Here is a 22679-nt window from a genome sequence, read left to right as displayed (position 1 = left end):
CCTTATCCAGCATGCGGTCGCATTCGTCCGGCTCCAGGAACCTGTCCTCGGGAGGGACCATGGCATCCGCGGCGGAGGCCCTGCGGCGTATCTCCTCCGCTGTCTCGGCTGCATTCGGGAACCTCCGCGCCATGAGCGGGATTTGGAGGTGTGGGTATATTATCTGTTCGCTTCCGGACGATTATAACTTCATTCACGCCTTCGGCGAAGCCCTTGGCCCAGTCTGCATAGGACAGCGCATGCTGGTGCATATAGGTCCCCAGGCTCCGGCGGGCGGTCAGCCCGTCCATACCGCCGCGGATCCCCAGACCGCGGTCGACCTTGACCGATAGTTCCGAGTCCTTCCCGGGGACCACCTCGGAGTAATGGTACTCGTGGCCTTTCATCGGCCCCCTGAACAGCGGGTTGTTCCCCAGCCCTTCCGCCAGCATGTAGGTGGGGCCGTGGCGGACGTCGACGAACACGGCCTCGGCATCGAAGACGCCCGCCATCCTACGGACGGAGCCGTCCTTGAGCCTCATGCTCCGGCACATGGTCATCAGCCCGCCGCATTCGCCCAGGATGGGCTTCCCTTCGAGCGACATCTGCTTCAGGCCCTCCAGGAAGTCCGTGTTGGAGGATATCTGATCCGCGTACAGCTCCGGGTATCCGCCGCCGAGGTAGGCCATGTCGGCATCCGGCATCCCCTCCCCGTCCGCCGGCCTGAACGCCTCGACCTTTATCCCGGACGCCTCAAGGCACTCGAGGTTCTCGCGGTAGTAGAACGAATACGCATCGTCGATGGGGACGGCGGCCTTCATTCCCGCCTCCCTGACCGTGTAGGGGCATGACTCCGGGAGGCCCGCAGGGCTGTCCTCGGCGATCCCCATGAGCATGTCGGTGTCCACAGCGTCGGCCAGCCTCTCGAGGGGCTCGATCTCCCCTTTCTCGAACGAATGCAGGGTCTTGAGACCCAAATATCTCTGCCCCAGGGTGTTCTCCCGGTCCTTCCGTATCTTCCCGAGGACCTTGATGCCCGGGCAGTACTCGCGCATGGCGGCATCGAGCTTGTCCGCATGCTGCTTCCCGGAGACCTTATTGAGGATCACCCCGGCGATCCTCACATCCGGGTCGAAGTCCCTGAACCCGCGGATGATGGCGGCGGCGCTCCTGGTCAGCGACCCGGCGTCGACTACGAGGACCACCGGGAACCCCAGCAGCTTTGCGAGATATGCTGTGGACCCGACGTCCCCGTCGCCGGTGAACCCTTCATAAAGCCCGCGGACGCCTTCGACGATGCAGAGGTCTGCATCGCGGGAGGCCCAGCCGACGAGGTTCCTGATCGTCCCGTCATCCATCATGAACGAATCGATGTTCCTGCCGGGGCGGCCGGTGGCCGCCGTGTGGTACATCGGATCGATGAAGTCCGGGCCGGCCTTGAAGGCCTGCACCCGGTATTGTTTCGATAATTTCGACATCAGGCCGGTGGTTATGCTGGTCTTTCCGACCCCGCTGCCGGTGCCCGATATGACGATCCCCTTCACGGGATCACATCTCCCTGACGATCTCCCTGAGGGTGTCGGCGGTCTCCAGGTGGACTATGCCGGTCGCTCCCATGACCATGTTGTGGCTGGACACCTCGCCCACCGCCTGCAGGAAGTTCTGGTTCAGGTAGTTCGCGAGCTCCCTGGGCTGGTCGGTGATGAGGATGTCCTCCTTCTTCAGGCCTGGGAGGGCATGGCAGATACCGAGGACCACGGTTAGGTCGGGCTTCTGCGCATCCAGCTCCGCCTGCATGCGGTCGCCGACCACTGCGTACTCATCAAGGCCTCCGACGATCCTGTCGATCTTCACCCCGTCGGAATCAAGCTCGGCGAGGATGCTGTCGCAGTACCTGCGGATGCGGGGAAGCCCGAGGTTCCTGTCCATGTTCGCCATGAAGAACGTGCTCCCGCCCAGTTTCCGGCGGGCCTCTTCCACGGCCACGAACATATCGGCGAAGCGGTAGGCAAGCTCCTTCTTGGCGTTCATGACGACCGCTACTTTCTTCCCGTCCTTCAGGGCCTGCGCGATCCCCCTGCAAACGTGCAGCTTGGTCGGGCTGACCGCCGGCGACAGGTACGTCCTCGCGGCCATCCCCCTGCGCTTCTCCAGCTCCGTGGCGGCCTTCAGCAGGGCGGTCTGCCTGTCGCATTCCGCCTGCGGGATGATGCCGGCCGCCGCGCCCGCTTTCAGGGCGCGGATGGCCCCCTCGGTGTTGGCCGGGAGGCAGCCGTGGCAGTCCACGGCGAAGACGGTCCCGCCGATGTCCGCCCGGCGGATGGAGGCGGCGATGTCGTCGCCGATGATGGAACTGGCACAGGTGCTACGACAGCGACGGTCTTCGGGTCGAACTTGGCGCGGACCTCCTTGAGCGTGCGTATCAGGGGCTCGGAGCCCCCGAAAATGAGGTCGTCCTCCTTCAGGGCGGAGGTGACCACCCTGACGCCGGCGTTCTCCAGCGGGCGGGAGGCCATGAAGCTGCAGCCGGCCGGGCCGTGCAGGACGATGACGCCGACGTCCATGTCGCGCAGGGTGTACATGGCCGCCACTATGGGGTTCGGCCGGGGGTGGATCACGGCCGGGGTGCTCACTGATACCCCTCTTTGACCATGCAGATGACCGTGTCCTTCCCCTCGGGGACCTTCTGCTCCTCGCCGGGCTGGGTCAGCACGATCGGCACCCCGTAGCGGGCGCAGACCTCTCCGATCTCGTCCTTGTCGAGCTTGTCGCAGACCTTGCGGTTCACCGGGTCCATCATGATGACGGCGTTGCCCAGGACGTCCATCTGCTTGAGGCAGGACAGCAGGTAGTCGATGCTCATGTGGGATATGCCGGGGTTCCTGTCCTTCAGGTACCTGACCCCGTCTTTCACGGAGACCTCTCCGCGTCCCGGGACGCCCGGGAACGACTCCATCGCCGCGATAACGGCCTCGGCGGGCACGTCCATGGCGTCGCAGATCTCCAGGGCGAGGTCGAAGGACCTCAGGTACTGGAGTGCCAGATAGTCGGCCCTGAGCGTCGCCTCATGCTTCCCGCGGTATTCCACGGAGACCTTCAGGGGCTCTCCGAACACAGGTTTCCCGATCGGGATCACGCGGTGACCGTAGGTGCGCAGCGGCTTCCCGTACTTCGACCATATGCCCTGCTCCTCCTCGGCGACGATATTGACGCCCCTGTCGGTCAGCACGTACTTCTTGGCGTCCTCGGAGGTCCGGGTGTTCTTGGCTATCCCGGGGTTCCCGACCAGGTTGGTGATGGCGGCGATGTCCGCTTTCCCGGAGCCTCCCAGCGACACCTCGCAGACCATAACGTCGTACTCGCCCTTGGGCATGGTCAGGAGCATCGGCGGGGCGATCGACTTGAACTCGGTGATGAAATGCTTCCCTTTGGCGTACGGGCCCATGCCGCGGGAGCAGTGCAGGTAGACGTACTTCCCCTGCTCCGAAAGGATATGTGCCAGGATGTACGCGGTGCTGGTCTTGCCCTTGACCCCGGTGATCTCCACCCTGAACCTCTTGTCATGGATGAACTCCCCCACGGCCTCGGAGTACCAGATCCTCCTGTCGTAGGTGGCCTCCCCGATGAACCTGTCCGCGCAGTGGATCGGCTGCACCAGCAGGTCGAAGTGCTCTGCAGGGGGGTCGAGCATGACCCTCGCGCCCTTGTGCTTCAGGTCGCCGAGGATATCGCGGGGCGTGACATGGTAGACGTCCGTGGCGGTGACCTCGTCGCCTCTCTTCAGATACTCCTCCGCGAGGACCTTCCCCCCCGTGGACCAGATCGAGAACCAGAACCTTCATTTTCCCGGACCTTCACATCCCGTAGAAATCCCTGGCGATCTTGATCATCGCATCGCAGAGGCGCGGGTCGTCCTCGACCGGCCTGAGATAATCGACGCGGATCCTGCGCCTCCGGCCTCGATCTCCCCTCCGTCGGAGTACGGAGGTATCCCGATCTGCTCCGGGATCTCCTCGCCGAGATGAAGGCCCATGGCGATGAACATCGGCACGGCGACTATGCGGCCGACGCTTCGGCGGCGAGAGCGGAGACCGCGTCCGCGACGGACGGCTCGTTGAACTCATTGTACGCATGGGCGACATGCCTGAACCCGTACCTCCTGAGCCTGTTCTCGGCATCGGCAACGGCCTCGGTGTTGCCGGACAGGGGATCCAGGGTCCCGTGTCCCAGCACGAGGATGCCGTCGTCCTTCGAAGCGCCGGCGTCCGCAAGCTTATCGCAGAGGATGCTGGCGAGCAGGTCCCCTGCGCCGAAGGCGGGGGCGGTGCGGACCTTCATCGGCCTGCCGAACTTCTCGGTCACCCCGTATGAGCAAGGGAGGCCCAGCTTCTCCGGGATCAGGGACCGGGTCATCTTCCCCTCGGCGATGTAATAGGGGATGACTAGGACGTCGTCAATGCCGGCGGCGGCCATCTCGGCAGCGGCCTCCGGGATGGACGGGGAGCTCACGCGGAAGTATCCGATGTGCACCTCCGGGATCCCCCTGGCCCTCATCCTGGCGGCCTGCTTCTCCATGACCTCCTCGAGGTTCCCTTTCCTGGTTCCGTACCCTGCGATAAGTATTCCCTTCGTCATCAGCAATCACATCCTCCGAGAGGGCCCAGGCGCATGGCGCCGGCCACATCCTCGGACAGGTCGTAAAGCGTTTGCGCCAGTCTCCTGTACTCCTCCGCCTGGGCGGAGTCCGGAGCGCCTGACACCACAGTGGTGAGCCGGGCCTCGCATTCCTGAACGGCCGGGCTCCTGGGGACGCGGTAGACGGTACGGGACCCCATTTCGGCCGCGGCCGCATCGACGAGCCCATCCTCACCGGCAACTCCGCGGGAGTTCTGGATCAGCCCGCCGAACCTGGCATAGCCGTCCTCCCTGAACCCGGCGACGGCCTCGGAGATATTGTTGGCCGCATAGAGCGACATCATCTCGCCCGAGGTGACGACGAACACGTCCCTGGCATACCCGTTTCTTATAGGCATGGCGAACCCGCCGCAGACGACATCGCCGAGGACATCGTACACGATGACGTCCGGACGGCAGACGTCCATGGCGTCCAGCCTCTCGAGCTCAGCGAAAGCGGCCATGATGCCCCTTCCGGCGCAGCCCATCCCGGGCCTGGGACCGCCGCACTCCACGCAGAGGACCCCGTGCCTCCCCTCGGCGACTATGTCGTCCAGCTCGAGTTCTCCTCCGTCCCTCATCTTCTGGAGGACGGTGGCGGGCCTCTCTGTGCCGGTGAGCAGGCGCGTCGAATCGGCCTTTGGGTCGCATCCGATCTGCATGACCCTCAGGCCTTTCTCGGCCAGCGCATCGGATACATTGGAGGATGTCGTCGATTTGCCGATCCCCCCTTTGCCGTATACGGCGATCCTGCGCATGCACCGAGTTATGACCGCTTGGATAATAAGATTAATCCCTGCTCGTGTTACTGATGCCGGCAGGCACGTTTCCCCGGCGGGCCGCATGCGGTGCGGCCCGTCTGCGGGTTCAATCCTCGGGGCTGCGGCAGACCAGGACGGGGCACTTGGACAGCCTGACGACCTTCTCGGCGACGGAACCGATGATGGCCCGCCTCATGCCGGTGCGTCCCAGGGTCCCGGTCACCACAAGGTCGTGATTCTCGGACTCGGCGACGATGGCCTCATACGGATGGCCCGAAACGATCTTGGGCGTGACGCAGACCCCCGCCTCCTTCCCCTTCTGGATGATGTACTCGAGGGACTCCTCGGAGATCTTTATGATGTAGTCGCGCTCCTGGCTGCTGCCGTCTGAGGAGGCATAGTTGCCGTAGCTGCCGATGTCGAAGACGCAGAGCGCGGTCACACTGGACCCGAGGCGCTTGGCAAGGGCGAGGCCGGTATCGACGGCGGCATGGTTGCTGTTGCTACCGTCGACCGCGATGAGGATTCTCTTGAAGAGCGGTGTTGCGCTGGTTTCTTCGGTCATATTCGGAACATGATATCCGATACGCGGATATCAAACCATCCCTGAACGGAGCCGTGTCCGATTCAGTGAAACAATGGAAATACCGAACACATTCAGGGAAGGAAGGCCCACAGGACAAGAAGCTGCGGGCCCCTTCCTGTCACTTATTTAATATGCCCTCTGCCATACACGCCTGTTACCGAAGAGGTGAGCCCCCATGATGGTTAATGCCGAACTGTACGTCCGCGATCTCCCCCGGCCAATTGGTCGGGTCCCTCGAGCCCATATCCATGGTCGACGGGAACATCGTGGGCGTCGTCCACGACCGCGAGCAGAAGGTCAACAACAGGATCCTGGTCAGCGTTACCTTCGAAGTTTCGACCACCCGCGAGCTGGACCAGCTTAAGGCCATCTGGAGGTCCAAGGACATCGTCATCTCGAAGCTCGGCTCCGTCTACGAGACGGTCACAGCCGAGTACATGCTCCTCGGCAAGTTCGGGGCGGCATACGTGGACGACATCATCGACAATGCCTCGAAAATCGTCGACTTCGAGAGCGTGGATGTTTCGTACACCTCGAAAAACTCCGCCGACGACTCGAGGACGGCGCTCATCACCGCTGAACTCAGAGACCATGAGGACCGCGACAAGCTCGACAGGTTCCTCTTCTCATCCTCGGAAAGGGACGGCCTCATGCTCATCAGGGGGCTGGGCTTTGATTAAGATCGCCGTCTCCGGCTTCGGCACCGTCGGCCAGGGGGTCGCCGAGGTCCTCCTCAGGAGAAGGGATTTCCTCACCGGCCGCTACGGGGAGATGCCGCAGATCGTCCTCGCCATGGATTCGAGGACATATGCGGCGGACCCGGAAGGCCTGGATTTGCAGGCCCTTATAGACCGGAAGAAGGAGACCGGATCCGTAGGCAAGACCGGATACTCCGACTCTGCCGAGCTGCTCTCCCGGACGGACTACGATATGCTGATCGAGGTCACGCCGACCGACATCAAGACCGGCGGTGCGGGGCTGAAGAACATCACCCGCGCCCTGGAATCCGGGAAGGATGTGATCACGGTGAACAAAGGCCCGCTGGCACTGAGGTTCTGCGAGCTCATCGGGCTTGCCAGGAAGAACGGCTGCAAGTTCCGCTTCGAGGGCACCGTCGGCGGCGCCATGCCGATCATCAACCTCTGCCACGAGAACCTCGTGGGGGAGCACATCCGTTCCATCCGCGGGATCTTCAACGGGACCTGCAACTACATACTCAGCAAGATGGACAAAGGGCAGCCCTACGAGCAGGCGCTCAAGGAAGCCCAGCAGCTCGGCTATGCGGAGACCGACCCGACCAACGACGTCGAAGGCTACGACACCGCCGCCAAGGTCACCATCCTCGCCAACTCGGTCTTCCACAAGAAGGTCACCGTGAACGACGTCAAGATCACCGGTATAAGCAAGATCACGGCCGAGGCCGTTGCCCAGGCCGCATCCCACAACATGGTCATACGCCTCATCGGAGAGGTGTCCGAGACCAAGCTGGAAGTAAGTCCCAGGCTCATACCTGTCGGCCATCCGCTCAGCATCAGCGGGACGCTGAACATCGCCCAGATCGAAGCAGACCTGGCCGGGCCCATCACCATCACCGGCAGAGGGGCCGGTAAGATCGAGACCGCCTCCGCAATCCTCAGCGACCTCATCGCCATTCTGGACGAGAGGCGCGGGCATGCCTGACGTCTGGCTCTACGATACTTCCCTCCGCGACGGGGCCCAAGGGGACGGAGTATCGTTCTCCGCCGCCGACAAACGCGAGGTCGCCCGCCGGCTTGACGCCTTCGGGATACCGTACATCGAAGGAGGATGGCCGGGCTCCAACCCTGTAGACGATGAGTTCTTCAGAGACCCGCCGGAACTGAAAAGGTCCGGGCTCTGCGCTTTCGGGAGCACCCGCCGCGCCGGCGTGCCGGAGAGCGGTGATGCCTGTTTGGCCTCCCTCGCCTCCTCGCCGGCCCCCGTCTGCACCGTGTTCGGCAAAACCTGGGACTTCCATGTGGAGAGGGCGCTCCGCACGACCCTGGAGGAGAACCTGGAGATGATCTCCGGCTCCGTCCGCTTCCTGAAAGACAGGGGCAAAGAGGCCGTGTTCGATGCTGAGCATTTCTTCGACGGGTACGCCGCCAACCCCGGCTACGCGATGCAGTGCCTCGGGGCGGCCGTATCGGCAGGCGCCGACTGGCTTGTGCTCTGCGACACCAACGGCGGGACCCTTCCCGACCGCGTATCCGAAATCGTGAAGAAGGTCTCGGGAGAGTTCGATGCCCCCGTCGGCATTCACGCCCATAACGACTGCGGCCTCGCCGCCGCGGTCTCCGTCGCCGCCGTCAAGGCCGGCGCGGAGATGGTCCAGGGAACGGTCAACGGGATAGGGGAGCGCTGCGGGAACGCCGACCTCTGCACAGTCGCCGGGATCCTGGGGACCAAAATGGGCATGGACCTCGGCGTGGACCTGAAGAGATTGACCCAGCTGTCCGCGGGCATAGCCGATGTGGAGAACCTCGTCCGCCCTCCGGGGCTCCCGTTCGTGGGCGAAGACGCCTTCGCGCACAAGGGCGGCATGCATGTGTCGGCGCTGGTCCGCGACCCGCGCACCTACGAGCATATCGATCCATCCTCCGTCGGGAACTCCCGCCGCGTTCTGGTGTCCGACATGGCCGGGAAGGCCAGCATCGCCGAGAAGCTCCGCGAGCTCGGCATCGAGGAGGGGGCGGACTCCGGCGCCATCGCCGACAGGGTGAAGGGCCTGGAGGCTGAGGGATACCAGTTCGAGGCGCCGATGCCAGCTTCGAGCTCCTGGTGAGGAAGATGCGCGGAGAGCTGAGGCCGGCCTTCCGCCTCGACGGATTCCGCCTCTTCATCGATGCAGGCGCCGGCGGGGGCATAACCAGCGAGGCCAGCATCAAGGTCTCCGACCTGCGGGGGGAGACGGAGCACACCGCCGCCGACGGCCACGGACCGGTGGACGCCCTCAACAACGCCATCCGTAAAGCGCTCTCGCGCTTCTTCCCGGTCATCGACAGCATGAAGCTGACCGATTACAAGGTCCGCGTCCTCGATGCCAAGGCCGCCACGGCATCCACCGTCAGGGTGCTGATAACCACTTCGGACGGGGTGCGCAGCTGGACCACAGTTGGCGTATCGGAAAATGTTATAGAAGCTTCGCTATACGCATTATTGGATTCGGTCGAATACGCCGTGTATAAAGAGAAGGAAGGGAGAACCAAATGACCAGCAGAACCGTAGTCACCCTCGTCGGTAAGGACCACACAGGAATCATCGCCGCCGTCTGCAATTACTTCGCAGAGAACGACATCAACATCCTGGACCTGAGCATGACCACCGTCGAGGACTACATCAACATGATGCTCATCGTCGACCTCGACAAGTACTCGAAATCGTTCCCGCAGCTGACCGAGGACCTGGACTCCATCGCCAAGAAGGTCGGATGCTCCATCAAGGCCCAGCACGAAGACGTTTTCAACATGATGCACAGGATCTGAGACCATGGTAGACCTGAACGAGGTCATCGAGACCAACCAGATGGTCTCGGCAGAGAACCTGGACGTCAGGACCATCACCATGGGGATCTCGCTCCTTGACTGCATGACACCTGACCTGGACGACCTGTGCCAGAACATCTACTCCAAGATATCGGACAGCGCTAAGGACCTGGTCTCGGTCGCGACGAGATCGCCCTGGAGATCGGCATCCCGGTGATCAACAAGAGGGTGTCCGTCACCCCCATCGGCATCGTCGGGTCCCCCGCCTGCAAGACCCCCGGAGATTTCGTGGAGATCGCCAAGGCCCTGGAGAAGGCATCGCAGAAGGTCGGGGTCAACTTCCTCGGAGGATACTCCGCGCTTGTCCAGAAGGGGATGACGTCGGCGGACCGCCTCCTCATCGACTCTATACCCGACGCCCTCGCCGAGACCGAGCACGTCTGCTCGTCCGTATCCCTGGGCTCCACCAAGACAGGGATCGACATGGATGCGGTCAGGCTGATGGGGCAGAAGGTCGTAGAGACCGCTCTGGCCACAAAGAACAGGGATTCCATCGCTGCGCCAAGCTCGTCGTGTTCTGCAACCCCACCGACGACAACCCCTTCATGGCCGGCGCCTTCCACGGCGTGACCGAGGGGGACCGCGTCATCAATGTCGGCGTCTCCGGACCGGGCGTCGTCCGCACTGCGGTGTCCAAGGTGCACGGGGAGAGCTTCGAGGTCCTCTGCGAGACCATCAAGAAGACCGCGTTCAAGATCACCCGCGTCGGCCAGCTGGTGGCCAAAGAGGCCTCCAAGAGGCTGAACACCCCGTTCGGCATCGTGGATCTCTCCCTCGCCCCCACCCCCGCCGTCGGGGATTCCATCGCGGACATCATCCAGGAGATGGGGATGGAACGCTGCGGAGCCCCCGGCACCACGGCGGCGCTGGCCATCCTGAACGATCAGGTGAAGAAGGGCGGCATCATGGCATCTTCCTATGTAGGCGGACTGTCCGGCGCGTTCATCCCCGTGACCGAGGATGCATCCATGGCCGAGGCCGCCGCCTGCGGAGCTCTCACCCTCGAGAAACTCGAGGCCATGACCTGCGTATGCTCTGTCGGCCTCGACATGATCGCCATTCCCGGCGATACCCCCGCATCCACCATTTCCGGGATCATCGCCGACGAGATGGCCATCGGGATGGTCAACCAGAAGACCACCGCCGTCAGGGTCATACCGGTCATCGGCAAGAGGGCCGGCGACTCCATCGAGCTCGGAGGCCTCCTGGGGAACGCGAAGATCATGCCGGTCAACCGCTACGGATGCCTTGACTTCATCGCCCGCGGCGGAAGGATCCCCGCGCCGATACACAGCTTCAAGAACTGACGTCCGGCGCATCTGCCGGAACAGCCTCGGGCGGGCACTGCCCGTCCGAGGATCCGGATCGTTTTGAGATAATGCAGCAGGGAACTGCGGCCGGCCTCAGTTCTCCGAGGGGCGGCAGACGACCACGGTGCACTTGGCAGACCTGATGACAGTCTCCGCGACCGAACCGAGGGCCAGCCTGCGGAACCCGGTCTTGCCGAGGGTGGCCAGCACCACGAGATCGAAATCCGCCGACATCGACACGATCACTTCGCTGGGATGCCCCTCAACGACCTTGTATTCGGCATCCACTCCCAGAGCATCCGCCTTCTCCTTGACATAACAGAGCGCGGACCTGGATTCATCGTGGATGGACTTGCGGTAGGCCGCCGTGCTGTCGCGGGGGACGGTGGAAGACGGCCCCGGATCGGCCACGGAGACCGCGGTGACCTTGGACCCGAAGATCTTGGCCATTCCGAGGCCCTGATCTACCGCTGCCTTGTTCGATTCGCTGCCGTCGACTGCGATGAGAATCTTGCCGTACATGATTTCAATATGTCCGAACGGAGAATTAAACGGAACCGCGCACAGGTTCGCGTCCAGGAAAGAAAAGCAGAAATCTCAAAAGTCCCGTGCGGGAGGAAAAGTTTGTCTCCCCGTCGATACGGGGCAGCGCTCATAGATGCGGTATGGTGGGGACTGAGGGATTTGAACCCCCATGGGCGGGTTTCCACCACGGGGAGGAGCTACCTCCCCATGAAATTGATGAGTCATCGCTCCAGTTATTCATCATAACTTCAGCAAACTCAGTCAAATCACGCTCATAACTGGAGCCCGCTAGTCTACCAGGTTAGCCTAAATCCCCAATTGAGCGGCGCCGAGAGCGTCGGCGTCACTGCTTGCGCATCTTTGCAGCTCTCTTTCTTCTCCTCATCTTCTTCTTGCGCCATTTCCAACGCTGGTTGCCGCGTTTCTTCCAGGCGCGTGAGCTTCTCTTCATGTTATTCCTCTCTGGGCGCCTTTTGGCGCAGACGGACTCTGAGCGGGCCCGTCGGGACTTTCGGTAGCTTGCCACTACTTTCGAACCCGAGGCGTCTGGCTTAGAAGGCCAGCGCTATATCCTGGCTAAGCCACGGGCCCTTAGCACCACCATCTGGTACTATCATTTAAAACTTACCACAGCGGACTTCAGGGCCTCCAAAGAGGCCAGATCGCCCGATGCGCTCCCGTAGTACTTGTGATAGAGATCCACTATGGTGCCGGAACCCGACATGATCAATGCGGCCTCGGTTATGCAGAGGACAGCGATGATGAACAGGAAAGGCCACCAGTTGAGGACCTTCCCTATGAATATGGCCGCTTTCGTGATGAAATTGAATATCATGTACACGACCGATCCCGCGAGGACTGCGACAATGATCCTCGGAGCTCGTGGGAGAGACCCTCAAGGTCCCCGGTCATCTCGCCGAGGTATGCATACGCGAGCAAAACAGCCAAGATTCCGAGCACAGCTGCGAAATCGATGTTCTTGAACGGACGGATCACCATCGCATATCCGGCGACAATGCAGATGACGACGCACTCATCGGTCCATTCCCCGTAATTGATCGCGGCCGTATAGATCGCGGCGGCGCCCGCGGCCATACCGACCAGCACCATCAGTTTGTACGCTGCGGAATCCCTGTGCTTGAGATACAGAAACACTATCAGCAACGCGGATACACCGGCCGCCAGGAGAACATACTCAGCAATGCTGCCATCCATCCCATCCACCCTTCATGCGCTCATGCAGAAAAGCGGATTTATACGTAACGGAAAGGGCCGTTCAGACAGAGGAGAGGGGAACGGAATGCCAGGTGAGTGCGAATAGATCCGCGGCAGTTGTGCAATCGGCGGCGAATGGCAAACGCCGCCTCCGCGGACGCGTCTGGAGGAGGAAGAGGCATTCCGTCCCTTCTGTAGAGCATAATGTATAGCGCGTATATAAATTAATGGATATAGCATCCATCCATTATACGGCCGATACGGAATGCACTGCGGATCATGCGCTGCCCGGTATCGGCAACCGACAAAGACCGGATCCTCGAGCATTCCCGCCGGAAAACAATAAAAAACGACGTGAAGACTATGCCGGTTCGGACGGGTTATGTGGTGCGAACGGATTCATCGTTCAGCCGAACCGGCTTCTAGAGGAGGGAAGACCTCGGGCCTTCCTTGATTCCGTTTAAGAACTCAGGGTATTTAAAATAATGGACGAACCATCCATCCAACATATTACATCATCGGGCCCTGCCGCCTGCATAAAGTCATCCAGCCGCAGCCTGAACGCGCCTATCTGATTATATAACAATGAATCCATCCCGAGCGCACATTGAGGCATAACCAATGAGCGACCAATCTGTCACGCTCGCCGTCGTCATCATCTATTTCATAATCGTGATCGGCGTCGGGTACTACTTCTACCACCGCTCCACGAACCTGTCGGACTACATCCTTGGCGGGCGTTCCCTCAACCCTTACGTCACCGCGCTGTCGGCGCAGGCATCGGACATGAGCGGGTGGCTGCTCATGGGACTGCCCGGGTCGATCTACGTGGCAGGCATGGGGCAGGTGTGGATCGGGATCGGACTCGCGATCGGTTCCTATCTTGCCTGGCTGTTCATAGCCAAAAGGCTTAGGATCTATTCTGAAAAAGCGAAGAACTCCCTTACCCTCTCCGAATACTTCGAAAACCGCTTCCACGACGATACCGGCGCCTGAGGACCGTGAGCGCAGTCATCATCCTCGTTTTCTTCACCATCTATGTCGCATCCGGATTCGTCGGGGCCGGCAATGTGTTCAGGATGATCTTCCCCGACTTCACTTACACGGCCGCCATGATCATCGGGGCGGTCGTTCTGATCGTTTACACATTCCTCGGAGGGTTCAGAGCGGTCTGCTGGACCGACCTCCTGCAGGCGATACTCATGATATTCGCCATCGTACTGGTCCCCCTGGCCGCTGTCAACGAACTCGGCGGCTGGGACAACACGGCGGACATCCTCGATGACATGATGAGCACCGGACGCGCTCCGGACCACTTCACCAGCCTGCTGTACAGCGGCGGGACCGGGATCGCCGCCGCGACGGTCATATCCTGCCTCGCCTGGGGCCTGGGATACTTCGGGATGCCCCACATCATAGTCAGGTATACCGCCATCAAGAACCCCGCCGACCTGAAGATCTCGAGGCGTGTCGCCACGGTCTGGGTGGTCATATGCCTTGCGGCCGCGTGCGCCATGGCCATCATCGGCAGGGCGTACATCTCCGACAGCGGAACCGCGCTGGACAACCCGGAGAACATCTTCATCGTCCTCGCAGACTCCATGTTCCCGGCAGCCCTGGCGGCCATCATATACGCTGCGCTGCTGGCGGCCATTATGTCCACTGCAGACTCTCAGCTGCTGGTCGCTTCGGGCGCAGTATCGAACGACCTCTATACCCACATATTCAAGAAAAAAGGCCGACGACAGGAAGCTCATGTGGGTCGCCAGGGGCGTCGTGATCGTCATCGCCGTCATCGCCGCGCTGCTGGCGCTCGATAAGGACGGCGCCATCATGGACCTCGTCTCCTACGCATGGGCAGGATTCGGAGCGGCCTTCGGCCCTGCTGTGATCCTATCTCTGTACTGGAAGAAGACCAATGCGAAGGGGGTTATGTGGGGGATGGCCACAGGGTTCGCCACTGTCATCATCTGGAACACGTTCTTCATCGCCGGAGGGATCATCGCCGGAGGAGACTGGCTCATCTGGGATTCCCAGCTCTATGAGCTCGTTCCCGGCTTCGTCCTCTCCTTCATCGTCACCGTTGCCGTCTCTGTGAAGACCGGCGGCGCGGGCAAAGAGATCGAGAAGGAGTTCGACGATTATGAGGCGGCCGTGGACGACCCGGATTGGGGATCCGACCCCAAGGTCTCTGGGCCCCAGACGACTCTCAAGGAAAAGGGCCAGTGAAACCTTGGCGGGCATTCGCCCGCCTTTCCTAAACAATCCTCGGCCTGCACAGTCCGGAAAAGGGCCTGAAAGCACCGTATCGAGACATGGATTGATCCGGCATCCAGATCAGGTGGCCAGAGAGCAGATGCCTCCGGATGCAGAACACTGGATGGGAGAATCCGAGGGAATTATTAATAAAGTGTCAGCGATTGTTGTCTGGATCTGATGAATTCTGCCATATACATCATAGGTGCCCTGCTCGCAGCGGCCGTATGCGTCGGAGCCGGCGCATACGTCGTCGTGGGGGGGGGAGATGACGGCAGTTCCGCCGAAGAGGAACTGACTTTCGACTCTGCTGGCGGCTCCGATATCGGGAATGTCGCAGTAAACGAAGATGGCAAGACCAAGATTCCTGCCGCAGTTCCGACATTCGCCAAACACTCTTTCAAAGAATGGAACACCAGATCTGACGGGACCGGCGATTCATTCCTTCCGGGAAATGAATACAATTTCACCTCCGGCCTCACTCTTCATGCAATCTGGAACAACGTCTACACCATCTCCTTCAACACCAGCGGCGGGAACGGCATTGACTCTGCAGACGTGGTAGACGGGAAGCCGTACGTCTTACCCCCAGCCGTCAAAAACGGCATGTACTTCAAGGGATGGAACACCAGAGAAGATGGTTCCGGAGAATCCTATGCCTCCGGAACAGGATTTGTTCCTGCATCCGACACAATCCTCTATGCGCAATGGGCTGAATGGGGCCTGCTGAACGCCCGTGTCGGCACCGAGCTAGTATACAGCATAAGCGGAGATGTCGACCCCCAAGGCCACGAATGGATAGAGGATAAGATAACGTCCATCAGGGACGCGATCAACATCGCACTGTCGGCGCACACGGGCTGGAAGATCGATTTCGGCGTAGACAGCACATCTTTCGTCGGAGAATATACCCAGAAGATCACGGCATTCAGTGATAACGGGACTGATAGCAATGACGACGATTCCTTCACCTACTCGCGCGGCGGGTCCGCGGCAGTGACGCTTAAGTTCCACATCTCCGCCGATCACGATAACAAATCATACTCCCGCTTGAGCGCGGAATTGATTAAAGCGGTATTGACGTCCGAGAAAGTAGGCTGCGCTTACGCCGGTAACAATGATTACATCTATACATGGACCGACTGTAAGCTCGTCGGCGATGCAAACGATGAAAAGACCATAGGCATGAACGGGGCCTTTACATGCACTGTCGCTCAGGTAACCCCCTCGGCAGAGGCAGCATACAGATTGATAGACAACAGCTTCCTGGGAACCATCGATGCAGTGTCGGTCACGGTGACGGTCGACGGGGCCCCCATAAACTTCACAGTTTCCAAAGACACACTCATAACGGTGATGATCTCCAGCGATGTTACGGGCCTTTACTCGTTCGAAGCATCACTGAAGGAAATCAACGGCAGGTGGTGATGCATTATGTCAGGAGAGATATTCGGTTACACATACGGAGAGTTCGCACTATATGCTTTAGCGGCCTGGGTTATCCTCAGTATCCTGGGCGGGTTGATGCTGTACGCCACGAACAGAGGGAACGAGAGCCTGGTGAAGGAATGTCTGATCGCAGCAGGTTACATCCTGATTGTGATAGTTTACATCGCTGTGTCCCTGGTGGCCCTGGCGTTCAGCCTGATCGCAGGAGTCATCGTCGTGGTCGTCGGCCTGCTGATAATCGCAGTCATCGCCACTGACGGAGACCTGCTGGACATCTTCGACTGGTGACCGCTCCGTCAGAATATTGAAGGTTAGGGCACTGGCCTCTCCGGGATGCCGGTGCCCGCACGACCGCACAGGCTGAAATCCTCGGCGATCGCGGATTTCATCCTTAGGCCGGAATCCTGATAAGAGGTTCGGCCCGATCGTCCATGAAGGCTGAAACCTCAGCAGGACCCTGGTCAGATCGCTCCCTGCCCTCAGAGCATGCTGAGGACGAGATCGGAGTACGCGACAGGATCGTCCAGCGGCTGGCCGGCCATCAGGCATGCCTGGCCGTACATGACCTTCACGATTTTCGCGGCCCTGTCCTTATCGGTCTTGAACGCCTCGTTCAGGGCCTTGAAGGCATCCGATTCGGAGTTGAGCTCCAGGACCCTTGCTGCTTTCACGCCGTCGCCGGCCGCGCCGGGCATCTCCCTGAAGTACTTCTCCACCTCGAAGGTTATGCTGCCCTGGGTGGTCAGGAGCACGGCGTGGTTCTTCAGCTTGTGCGAGATCTTCACCGCCGCAACACCGTCGCCGAGAGTCTGTTTCGCGAAGTCCGTGAGCTCCTTGAACTCCTCGTCCTTCTTCTCGGCGGCCTTCTTCTCTTCGTCCGTCTCCAGGCCAAGGTCCTCGTTAGTTACGTTGCAGAATTCCTTCTCCTGGTACTCCCTGAGCACATTGGCTACGAAGGAGTCGATCTCATCGGTGAACGCGAGGACGTCGTATCCCTTGGCGAGCACAGGCTCCGCCTGGGGCAGCTCCTTCGCATGCTCAACGGTGTCCGCAGAGACATAGTAGATCTTCTTCTGGCCCTCGGGCATGCCCTTCACGTAATCGGCGAGCGAGATGAGCTTGCCCTCCTTCGCGGACCCGAACATTATCAGGTCCTTGAGGAGATCTGCATCCCTGCCGTACTGGTCGACGCAGCCGTACTTAAGCTGCCTCCCGAAGCTGCCGTAGAACTGCTGGTACTTCTCCGGCTCGTCCTTCATGAGCCTCTCGAGCTCTTTCTTGACCTGCTTGGTCAGGTTGGAGCCGACCGCTTTCAGCTGGGAATCGTGCTGCAGCACCTCCCTCGAGATATTGAGGCTGAAGTCGGGCGAGTCCACCACTCCGCGGACGAACCTGAAGCAGTAGGGAACGAGGTCCGAGCACTTGTCCATGATCAGCACACCGTTGGAGTACAGCTGCAGCCCGGGCTGGAAGTCGCGGGTGTAGAAGTCGTACGGGGCCTTGGATGGGATGAACAGCATGGCCCTGTAAGTGACTGCGCCCTCGACGTTGACGCGGATGACCGAGATCGGCTTCTCGTAGTCGTGGAATTTGTCCTGATAGAACTGGAAGCATTTCTCGTCGTCGGCCTCCTCCTTAGACTTCTTCCATATTGGGACCATGGAATTGACGACCTTGTCGACTTTGGTGGTGACGTAGTCCTTCTTGGGATTGCCCTTCTCGTCCTTCTCGCCGGTCTCCTTCCACTCGCTCTCGTCCACAGTCATGTGGATCGGCCAGCGGATGTAGTCGGAGTACTTCTCCACCAGTTCCCTGAGCCTCTCGGTCTCCAGGAACTCGGAATAATCCTCGCCCTCCGCATCCGCTTTGACATGCATGATGACGTCCGTACCGAACGAATCCCTCTGGGACTCTTTGATCATGTAGCCGTCGGCGCCGTCTGACTCCCACTCGTTGGCCGTGCCACTCCCGTAGCGCGGGACACCACCTTGACATCGTCGGCGATCATGAACGCGCTGTAGAACCCGACCCCGAACTGGCCGATGGCCTCGCTGTCCTTGTCCTTGTCACCGACTTCTTTCTTGAACTCGAGGGTGCCTGAATGGGCGATGTACCCCAAGTTCTTCTCCAGCTCATCGGCAGTCATGCCGATCCCGTTATCGGACACGGTGATGAGCCTCTTGTCGCGGTCGACCTTCACATCGATCCGGAAGTCGTCCCTGCTCACCTTGGAGTCAGGCTCCTGCATTATCCTGTAGTTGAGCTTGTCTATCGCATCCGATGCATTGGAGATAAGCTCCCTGAGGAAGATCTCCTTGTGCGTGTAGATGGAATTGACCATCATGTCCAGAATGCGCTTCGATTCCGTTTTGAACTGTTTCTTCGCCATTCGGATCACTGTCTGAACGGCACAATATTAAATGCCCTTCTATATAAATATTATGAACTGCAGGTTAACAACGTCCGGCAGATATCACCTCATCGGTAGATCCTGCCCGCGTATTCGGAGTAATAGGACACGACATAATCGAGGCTGCGGTACAGCCAGTCGGCGAGGTAATCCATGTGCGATTCCCAGGTCCTCAGCTGGATGAACTCGAGGGGGTTCGACCAAATGGAGGACCCCAAGACCGGCCAGCGGTCGAAATTGCGTTCGAAGTCGGAGCTGTGCGACATCTCCTCGCTGTACAGCGACGCCCAGAGCTCCCGGACCGCACCGGCATCCGCCTCCAGTATATCAGCGACCTGGGTCCGGAACTCATCGTAATCCAGGAGATAATGGTACCAGGCGTTGGTCTCGGCCGCCCAGAGATTGTCCGGGTCCTTGCTGTGCTCGTTCCTGGTGTTCCCGGAGCTGGTATCGAAGTCCCAGACAGGCCCGCTGGAGATCTTCAGCTTATCCGCGGCGCATTCGTTCCCGTACACAAGGAACTTGAAGCTGGACCAGTTGATGTCCTGCACCGCGAAGATCTCGTTGACGATATACGTCTTGGCGAAGGACTCCGTGTCGAGGACCGACTGGATCTCGCTGAAACGATATTCGTCAGGTCCGGCCCGGAGCATGGAAAGAACTCTGCCGAAAAGCTCCTCGACCGTCCCGAATACACCGTTCTCCAGATCGCTTCCGTGGGGATCGCTGAACTCATAAGGCTGGTCATCGGCCACGAAGTAATCCCTTCCCTCTGCCGCCCCTTCGGAGTAATCCGTCAGGACCCAGCCGTTGAGTTCCAGGAGGTACTGGCACACATACGGGTTGCCCAATGGGTCCAAAGCCTGCACACGCCCCTCCCCCAGTTCGATCTGGTCGCATACAAGATATACCCCCTCGTACACCCCGTTGAGCCACAGATTGACGAACTGGGTGCTGCTGGCGTACATCCCGAGCAGGAGGGCGGTATTGTACGCGAAGTAATCCCTGCTGAGGCTCTGGTCCGTGTAATTGGCGATGAGCGTCCATTCCCTGGCGGGGCCGCTGCCGAATAGATCGACCGGGTCGCTGAACTTGATCTTGAAGGGCTTCTTCTTGGTATCGTACCAGTGATTATCGTTGCCGTACCAGGTGGTGTTCCCGCGGCCTTTAATCTCCGCATCCTCCCCGCTGAGCTCGTACTCTGGGTCGCAGTCCGACACTGAGATTCTGCAGTCCAGGTAATATTCCTTGGAGACCACGTCCTCGTAGCCGTCCGTCACTATCGCCATGGCCGGCAGGGTATACGGTTCCGATGAGCTGTCATCATTGACGATCCACAGCCCCGCCGCCGCCACGGCCGCGGCGGCGAGGATAGCGAATGCCGCCTTCGCCGGTCTTCTCACAGGCTCTGCCACTCCGTTTCCTTCGTGTCCGAGACGGAGACTTCCAGGTTCCCGTTCATGACGCGTATCTCGTCCACCAGCGCCTTGGAGTCGAAGTCGTCGGCCACGACCAGATCGTACGTCAGGCGGAACATGCTCCCCATGTTGGTGGTCCTGACCTTGGTCAGCTTGATGTCGGTGGCGTACTTCTTCAGGACGCTGTCGAAAAGCCCGGTGTAGTTGAGCGATTCCGGGATCGTGACGTTGAGGGTCTTGCGGTTGTCCTTCCTGATGGGCTCCCTCCCGGAAAGGCGCTCATATGCCACATAGAAGAACCCGATCAGCATGACGAAAAGGATGCTGAATCCCAGATATCCGGTGCCGATGAGCAGCCCGGAGGCCATGGCGATGAATATCGCCCCTATCTCCGTAGCCTTCCCGGGGACGGAACGGAACCTGACGAGGCTGAACGCCCCTGCGACGGCTATCCCCATGCCGATGCTGTCGCTGACCACCATGATGATGACCGCCACCACGGCCGGTATGATGGCGACTGTGATCAGGAAGCCTCGCTGTACTCGTTGTTGTATGCGTAGACGACGGAGATCAGCATCCCGACGAACACAGCGCAGATCATCACCAGCAGGAACTGCTCGACGGTGAATGTGCTTATGTAGGGGCTGTTGAAGATGTTGTCAAAGAACGCGCCCATTCTCCCTCGTTCTCGGAGAAATCGTCTAGGATAATAAATGCGCGCGATAGATTCAGTCTCCGGCAGTGACAGTGTATCAGCCGTATAACGTCATATCGAGGAACATGACGGAAACGAGCGCGAGCAAGCAGGTGAAGCACACGGTTCCTGACAGCGTCCCGGCGGCGAGCGCCTTCTGACCGACATGCCTCATGGACATCGTCAGCACGGCGGCGGACAGGGACTGAACCGCGCCCGCGACCAGCGCGTACCCGAACGGCCCGATGTTGTCCGACAGGGACCCGGATACCGATGCGCTGTCGAACCCCCGGGAGGATTCGAGAGGGCCCCCGGCGCCGAATATCGCATGTGCCAGATCCGTTCCTCCGTTGACCGCCAGGAAGAATCCCGATATGAACACGGCCAGGCCCGAAACGAGGAGGACGGCGCAGAGGACCATATCGCTGCCGGCCGGCCCGGTCCTGGGCGTGCAGTCTTCCTTGAAATCGCTGACCGCCCCTTTCCTGTTCCTGTGCACGAACTGCATGAACAGAAACAGCAGCACCGCCGCGGCCTGCGCTTCCGCGAACCCCATGTCTCCGACGAGGGCCATGTATTCCAGCACAGCCGTCCCGACGGCGACCGTTACGGTCTCGATCCTGCGGTTGAAACTGAGGTTGTTAACATCGATGACCAGGACCGCCATCAGGAGCGCGAGGACCAAGGCGGCGATCGCAGAACCGTATGTGCTGCGGGTTACGGTCGCGGGATCGGAGAAGACGGATATGATGAAAACGGTGAGAGGGCAGACCAGACCGCCGGCGAAGAAACCCACATAATACGGCGAGATCCCGCTGCTGGGCGATATCCACCTGACGCCCCTGGAGATCCAGACGGCGCCCAGGATGACCAGGGCAATGCCCGCCGGTATTCCTATGCACCAATCCACGGGCAGGCTAACGGCAGGAGATTATTAATGGGTGTGCATTCCGGATATCGAAGGGGGTCAGACCATGGCGGACTACCAGTCTACTTTCAGGCGGGTCGAGATGAAGTATGTGATGAACCCGGACCAGAAACGCGCCGTCCTGGATGTCCTGGACGGGCGCATGGCCGTCGACAGCTACGGACGCACCGAGATCCGCAACATCTACTACGACACCCCCGATTTCATCCTCGCCCGCAGGTCCATCGAGAAGCCCGCCTACAAGGAGAAGCTCAGGACCCGCTCCTACGGCGCGCCCGGCCCAGATTCCAGGATCTTCGTGGAGCTCAAGAAGAAGTACCTCGGGATCGTCTACAAAAGACGTCTGGCACTTACTGAGGCAGAGGCCGAGGAATGGCTGGACAGGGGAGGGAGCGGCCCCGACACGCAGGTAGGGAGGGAAATCTCCTACATGTTCAGGAACTATCCGGGGCTCGGTCCCGCGATGTACCTTTCATACGAGAGGGAGGCGCTCCGCCCGCTGGACAGCGCCCTCGATCTGAGGATCACATTCGATGAGCGCATAACCGCCCGCCTCGACGGCCTGGACATATCCCTGCCGGCAGGAGGGACCGAACTCATCCCCGGGGGAACGCTCATGGAGATCAAGACCGCGACCGCGATACCGCTGTGGCTGGCGCGCACCATGTCCGAGAACAGGATCTTCAGGTCGCCGTTCTCGAAATACGGCAACGCGTACAAGAAGCTACTTTTCGACAGGGTCGACTGGGAACTCTGCGACCGATACCGCATATCCAGACATCATGTTTTTACATGTTTTCCGCACGTAATGCTGCATTCTGATTTTTAAGGGCGAACATACCGGAAACATGTTCGCAAACCCCGTTAATTACCTACATTCAGATGCTAATAGGAGGTTGGATTGCCTCGTC

General features: G+C 60.2%; 28 protein-coding genes, 2 tRNA genes and 1 pseudogene. 12 read left to right on the top strand and 19 right to left on the bottom strand.

Features of this window, described 5'->3' with window-relative positions; all coding sequences use genetic code 11:
- Nucleotides 1-2 precede the first annotated feature (2 nt).
- The 8 genes from AUQ37_RS11995 to AUQ37_RS02690 all read right to left on the bottom strand — a co-directional run bounded on the left by AUQ37_RS11995 (nt 3) and on the right by AUQ37_RS02690 (nt 5979).
- Nucleotides 3-1523 carry a cobyrinate a,c-diamide synthase gene (locus tag AUQ37_RS11995; protein WP_082662363.1) on the bottom strand — a complete coding sequence of 507 codons (1521 nt, stop codon included), beginning with the start codon at nt 1521-1523 and terminating at the stop codon, nt 3-5.
- 4 nt (nt 1524-1527) lie between these two features.
- Nucleotides 1528-2265 carry a hypothetical protein gene (locus AUQ37_RS02710; protein WP_235584845.1) on the bottom strand — a complete coding sequence of 246 codons (738 nt, stop codon included), beginning with the start codon at nt 2263-2265 and terminating at the stop codon, nt 1528-1530.
- Nucleotides 2211-2612 (bottom strand): nitrogenase component 1, encoded by a 402-nt coding sequence (locus tag AUQ37_RS11990; RefSeq protein WP_235584844.1) that lies wholly within the window; start codon nt 2610-2612, stop codon nt 2211-2213. Before AUQ37_RS11990 ends, AUQ37_RS02710 begins: the two co-directional genes overlap by 55 nt.
- Complete coding sequence (gene cfbE, locus AUQ37_RS02705; protein ID WP_235584849.1) at nt 2609-3763, bottom strand: coenzyme F430 synthase; 1155 nt, start codon at nt 3761-3763, stop codon at nt 2609-2611. Before cfbE ends, AUQ37_RS11990 begins: the two co-directional genes overlap by 4 nt.
- 102 nt (nt 3764-3865) lie before the next feature.
- Complete coding sequence (locus tag AUQ37_RS11985) at nt 3866-4030, bottom strand: hypothetical protein (protein WP_320408843.1); 165 nt, start codon at nt 4028-4030, stop codon at nt 3866-3868.
- Nucleotides 4031-4035: 5 nt separating this feature from the next.
- Nucleotides 4036-4614 carry a sirohydrochlorin chelatase gene (locus AUQ37_RS02700; protein WP_235584843.1) on the bottom strand — a complete coding sequence of 193 codons (579 nt, stop codon included), beginning with the start codon at nt 4612-4614 and terminating at the stop codon, nt 4036-4038.
- The gene (locus AUQ37_RS02695) at nt 4614-5411 is read right to left on the bottom strand and encodes an AAA family ATPase (RefSeq protein WP_058747302.1); all 798 of its coding nucleotides are present in this window, start codon (nt 5409-5411) and stop codon (nt 4614-4616) included. The genes AUQ37_RS02700 and AUQ37_RS02695 overlap by 1 nt, the downstream gene beginning before the upstream one ends.
- A gap of 109 nt (nt 5412-5520) precedes the next feature.
- A complete protein-coding gene (locus AUQ37_RS02690) occupies nt 5521-5979 on the bottom strand; it encodes a universal stress protein (protein WP_058747301.1) in 459 nt (152 codons plus the stop codon).
- Between the two features lie 206 nt (nt 5980-6185).
- On the opposite strand from AUQ37_RS02690, the gene AUQ37_RS02685 reads away from it, so the two are divergent.
- From AUQ37_RS02685 to AUQ37_RS13410, 6 genes and pseudogenes are all read left to right on the top strand, one after another.
- Nucleotides 6186-6680 (top strand): homoserine dehydrogenase, encoded by a 495-nt coding sequence (locus AUQ37_RS02685; protein WP_235584842.1) that lies wholly within the window; start codon nt 6186-6188, stop codon nt 6678-6680.
- Nucleotides 6676-7680, top strand: coding sequence for a homoserine dehydrogenase (locus AUQ37_RS02680; RefSeq protein WP_058747311.1), 1005 nt, complete (start codon nt 6676-6678; stop codon nt 7678-7680). The genes AUQ37_RS02685 and AUQ37_RS02680 overlap by 5 nt, the downstream gene beginning before the upstream one ends.
- Nucleotides 7673-8803: a citramalate synthase gene (gene cimA, locus AUQ37_RS02675; protein WP_235584840.1), complete on the top strand. Its 1131-nt coding sequence runs from the start codon at nt 7673-7675 to the stop codon at nt 8801-8803. The genes AUQ37_RS02680 and cimA overlap by 8 nt, the downstream gene beginning before the upstream one ends.
- Nucleotides 8804-8808: 5 nt before the next feature.
- On the top strand, nt 8809-9231 hold the full coding sequence (locus AUQ37_RS11980) for an alpha-isopropylmalate synthase regulatory domain-containing protein (protein ID WP_235584847.1): 423 nt from the start codon (nt 8809-8811) through the stop codon (nt 9229-9231).
- Nucleotides 9228-9503, top strand: coding sequence for an ACT domain-containing protein (locus AUQ37_RS02670; RefSeq protein WP_058747300.1), 276 nt, complete (start codon nt 9228-9230; stop codon nt 9501-9503). The genes AUQ37_RS11980 and AUQ37_RS02670 overlap by 4 nt, the downstream gene beginning before the upstream one ends.
- Before the next feature lie 4 nt (nt 9504-9507).
- Nucleotides 9508-10870: pseudogene (locus AUQ37_RS13410) on the top strand (PFL family protein).
- A 96-nt stretch (nt 10871-10966) separates the two neighbouring features.
- On the opposite strand, the gene AUQ37_RS02660 reads toward AUQ37_RS13410, so the two are convergent.
- The 5 genes from AUQ37_RS02660 to AUQ37_RS02640 form a co-directional block, all read right to left on the bottom strand.
- Complete coding sequence (locus tag AUQ37_RS02660; RefSeq protein ID WP_058747299.1) at nt 10967-11395, bottom strand: universal stress protein; 429 nt, start codon at nt 11393-11395, stop codon at nt 10967-10969.
- Nucleotides 11396-11539: 144 nt separating this feature from the next.
- Nucleotides 11540-11714, bottom strand: a tRNA-Trp gene (locus tag AUQ37_RS02655).
- A gap of 178 nt (nt 11715-11892) precedes the next feature.
- Nucleotides 11893-11989, bottom strand: a tRNA-Arg gene (locus AUQ37_RS02650).
- A gap of 22 nt (nt 11990-12011) precedes the next feature.
- A complete protein-coding gene (locus tag AUQ37_RS02645; RefSeq protein WP_058747298.1) occupies nt 12012-12233 on the bottom strand; it encodes a hypothetical protein in 222 nt (73 codons plus the stop codon).
- Entirely contained in the window at nt 12230-12613 is a 384-nt protein-coding gene (locus AUQ37_RS02640) for a hypothetical protein (protein WP_157844257.1), read from the bottom strand. Before AUQ37_RS02640 ends, AUQ37_RS02645 begins: the two co-directional genes overlap by 4 nt.
- 621 nt (nt 12614-13234) lie before the next feature.
- On the opposite strand from AUQ37_RS02640, the gene AUQ37_RS12840 reads away from it, so the two are divergent.
- The 5 genes from AUQ37_RS12840 (at nt 13235) to AUQ37_RS02615 (ending at nt 16606) form a co-directional block, all read left to right on the top strand.
- Nucleotides 13235-13609, top strand: coding sequence for a hypothetical protein (locus tag AUQ37_RS12840; protein WP_058747296.1), 375 nt, complete (start codon nt 13235-13237; stop codon nt 13607-13609).
- 5 nt (nt 13610-13614) lie between these two features.
- A complete protein-coding gene (locus AUQ37_RS10650; RefSeq protein ID WP_058747295.1) occupies nt 13615-14433 on the top strand; it encodes a hypothetical protein in 819 nt (272 codons plus the stop codon).
- Complete coding sequence (locus AUQ37_RS10645) at nt 14369-14842, top strand: hypothetical protein (protein ID WP_201013662.1); 474 nt, start codon at nt 14369-14371, stop codon at nt 14840-14842. The genes AUQ37_RS10650 and AUQ37_RS10645 overlap by 65 nt, the downstream gene beginning before the upstream one ends.
- Nucleotides 14843-15049: 207 nt before the next feature.
- The gene (locus AUQ37_RS02620; RefSeq protein ID WP_058747294.1) at nt 15050-16297 is read left to right on the top strand and encodes an InlB B-repeat-containing protein; all 1248 of its coding nucleotides are present in this window, start codon (nt 15050-15052) and stop codon (nt 16295-16297) included.
- Between the two features lie 96 nt (nt 16298-16393).
- The gene (locus AUQ37_RS02615; RefSeq protein WP_058747293.1) at nt 16394-16606 is read left to right on the top strand and encodes a hypothetical protein; all 213 of its coding nucleotides are present in this window, start codon (nt 16394-16396) and stop codon (nt 16604-16606) included.
- Between the two features lie 191 nt (nt 16607-16797).
- Here AUQ37_RS02615 and htpG read toward each other — a convergent pair whose 3' ends face one another.
- The 6 genes from htpG to AUQ37_RS02595 all read right to left on the bottom strand — a co-directional run bounded on the left by htpG (nt 16798) and on the right by AUQ37_RS02595 (nt 21750).
- Nucleotides 16798-18240, bottom strand: coding sequence for a molecular chaperone HtpG (gene htpG / locus AUQ37_RS02610; protein WP_201013666.1), 1443 nt, complete (start codon nt 18238-18240; stop codon nt 16798-16800).
- Nucleotides 18237-18707: an ATP-binding protein gene (locus AUQ37_RS10640; RefSeq protein WP_201013661.1), complete on the bottom strand. Its 471-nt coding sequence runs from the start codon at nt 18705-18707 to the stop codon at nt 18237-18239. The genes htpG and AUQ37_RS10640 overlap by 4 nt, the downstream gene beginning before the upstream one ends.
- Nucleotides 18708-18796: 89 nt before the next feature.
- Nucleotides 18797-20143 (bottom strand): CotH kinase family protein, encoded by a 1347-nt coding sequence (locus AUQ37_RS02605; RefSeq protein WP_058747292.1) that lies wholly within the window; start codon nt 20141-20143, stop codon nt 18797-18799.
- A complete protein-coding gene (locus tag AUQ37_RS02600) occupies nt 20128-20643 on the bottom strand; it encodes a DUF4956 domain-containing protein (protein ID WP_235584838.1) in 516 nt (171 codons plus the stop codon). The genes AUQ37_RS02605 and AUQ37_RS02600 overlap by 16 nt, the downstream gene beginning before the upstream one ends.
- Nucleotides 20644-20669: 26 nt before the next feature.
- On the bottom strand, nt 20670-20822 hold the full coding sequence (locus AUQ37_RS11965) for a hypothetical protein (protein WP_235584837.1): 153 nt from the start codon (nt 20820-20822) through the stop codon (nt 20670-20672).
- A 76-nt stretch (nt 20823-20898) separates the two neighbouring features.
- A complete protein-coding gene (locus AUQ37_RS02595) occupies nt 20899-21750 on the bottom strand; it encodes a hypothetical protein (RefSeq protein ID WP_058747290.1) in 852 nt (283 codons plus the stop codon).
- Between the two features lie 64 nt (nt 21751-21814).
- Between AUQ37_RS02595 and AUQ37_RS02590 the strand changes: the two genes are divergently transcribed.
- Nucleotides 21815-22597: a polyphosphate polymerase domain-containing protein gene (locus AUQ37_RS02590; protein ID WP_082662367.1), complete on the top strand. Its 783-nt coding sequence runs from the start codon at nt 21815-21817 to the stop codon at nt 22595-22597.
- Nucleotides 22598-22679: the final 82 nt, after the last annotated feature.

Source organism: Candidatus Methanomethylophilus sp. 1R26, assembly GCF_001481295.1.
In the GTDB taxonomy this organism is placed as follows: Archaea; Thermoplasmatota; Thermoplasmata; order Methanomassiliicoccales; family Methanomethylophilaceae; genus Methanomethylophilus.
Note: the sequence above shows the minus strand (reverse complement) of the source record. Positions and strands in the feature narration are given on the sequence as shown.

Bases quoted from the DNA above. Each gene is read 5' to 3' on its own strand.
- AUQ37_RS02700 (WP_235584843.1), bottom strand. From the start codon at position 4,614: ATGACGAAGGGAATACTTATCGCAGGGTACGGAACCAGGAAAGGGAAC.
- AUQ37_RS02695 (WP_058747302.1), bottom strand. From the start codon at position 5,411: ATGCGCAGGATCGCCGTATACGGCAAAGGGGGGATCGGCAAATCGACG.
- AUQ37_RS02690 (WP_058747301.1), bottom strand. From the start codon at position 5,979: ATGACCGAAGAAACCAGCGCAACACCGCTCTTCAAGAGAATCCTCATC.
- AUQ37_RS02685 (WP_235584842.1), top strand. From the start codon at position 6,186: ATGCCGAACTGTACGTCCGCGATCTCCCCCGGCCAATTGGTCGGGTCC.
- cimA (WP_235584840.1), top strand. From the start codon at position 7,673: ATGCCTGACGTCTGGCTCTACGATACTTCCCTCCGCGACGGGGCCCAA.
- AUQ37_RS11980 (WP_235584847.1), top strand. From the start codon at position 8,809: ATGCGCGGAGAGCTGAGGCCGGCCTTCCGCCTCGACGGATTCCGCCTC.
- AUQ37_RS02670 (WP_058747300.1), top strand. From the start codon at position 9,228: ATGACCAGCAGAACCGTAGTCACCCTCGTCGGTAAGGACCACACAGGA.
- AUQ37_RS02660 (WP_058747299.1), bottom strand. From the start codon at position 11,395: ATGTACGGCAAGATTCTCATCGCAGTCGACGGCAGCGAATCGAACAAG.
- AUQ37_RS02645 (WP_058747298.1), bottom strand. From the start codon at position 12,233: ATGATATTCAATTTCATCACGAAAGCGGCCATATTCATAGGGAAGGTC.
- AUQ37_RS02640 (WP_157844257.1), bottom strand. From the start codon at position 12,613: ATGGATGGCAGCATTGCTGAGTATGTTCTCCTGGCGGCCGGTGTATCC.
- AUQ37_RS12840 (WP_058747296.1), top strand. From the start codon at position 13,235: ATGAGCGACCAATCTGTCACGCTCGCCGTCGTCATCATCTATTTCATA.
- AUQ37_RS10645 (WP_201013662.1), top strand. From the start codon at position 14,369: ATGTGGGTCGCCAGGGGCGTCGTGATCGTCATCGCCGTCATCGCCGCG.
- AUQ37_RS02620 (WP_058747294.1), top strand. From the start codon at position 15,050: ATGAATTCTGCCATATACATCATAGGTGCCCTGCTCGCAGCGGCCGTA.
- AUQ37_RS02615 (WP_058747293.1), top strand. From the start codon at position 16,394: ATGCTGTACGCCACGAACAGAGGGAACGAGAGCCTGGTGAAGGAATGT.
- htpG (WP_201013666.1), bottom strand. From the start codon at position 18,240: ATGATCAAAGAGTCCCAGAGGGATTCGTTCGGTACGGACGTCATCATG.
- AUQ37_RS10640 (WP_201013661.1), bottom strand. From the start codon at position 18,707: ATGGCGAAGAAACAGTTCAAAACGGAATCGAAGCGCATTCTGGACATG.
- AUQ37_RS11965 (WP_235584837.1), bottom strand. From the start codon at position 20,822: ATGGGCGCGTTCTTTGACAACATCTTCAACAGCCCCTACATAAGCACA.
- AUQ37_RS02590 (WP_082662367.1), top strand. From the start codon at position 21,815: ATGGCGGACTACCAGTCTACTTTCAGGCGGGTCGAGATGAAGTATGTG.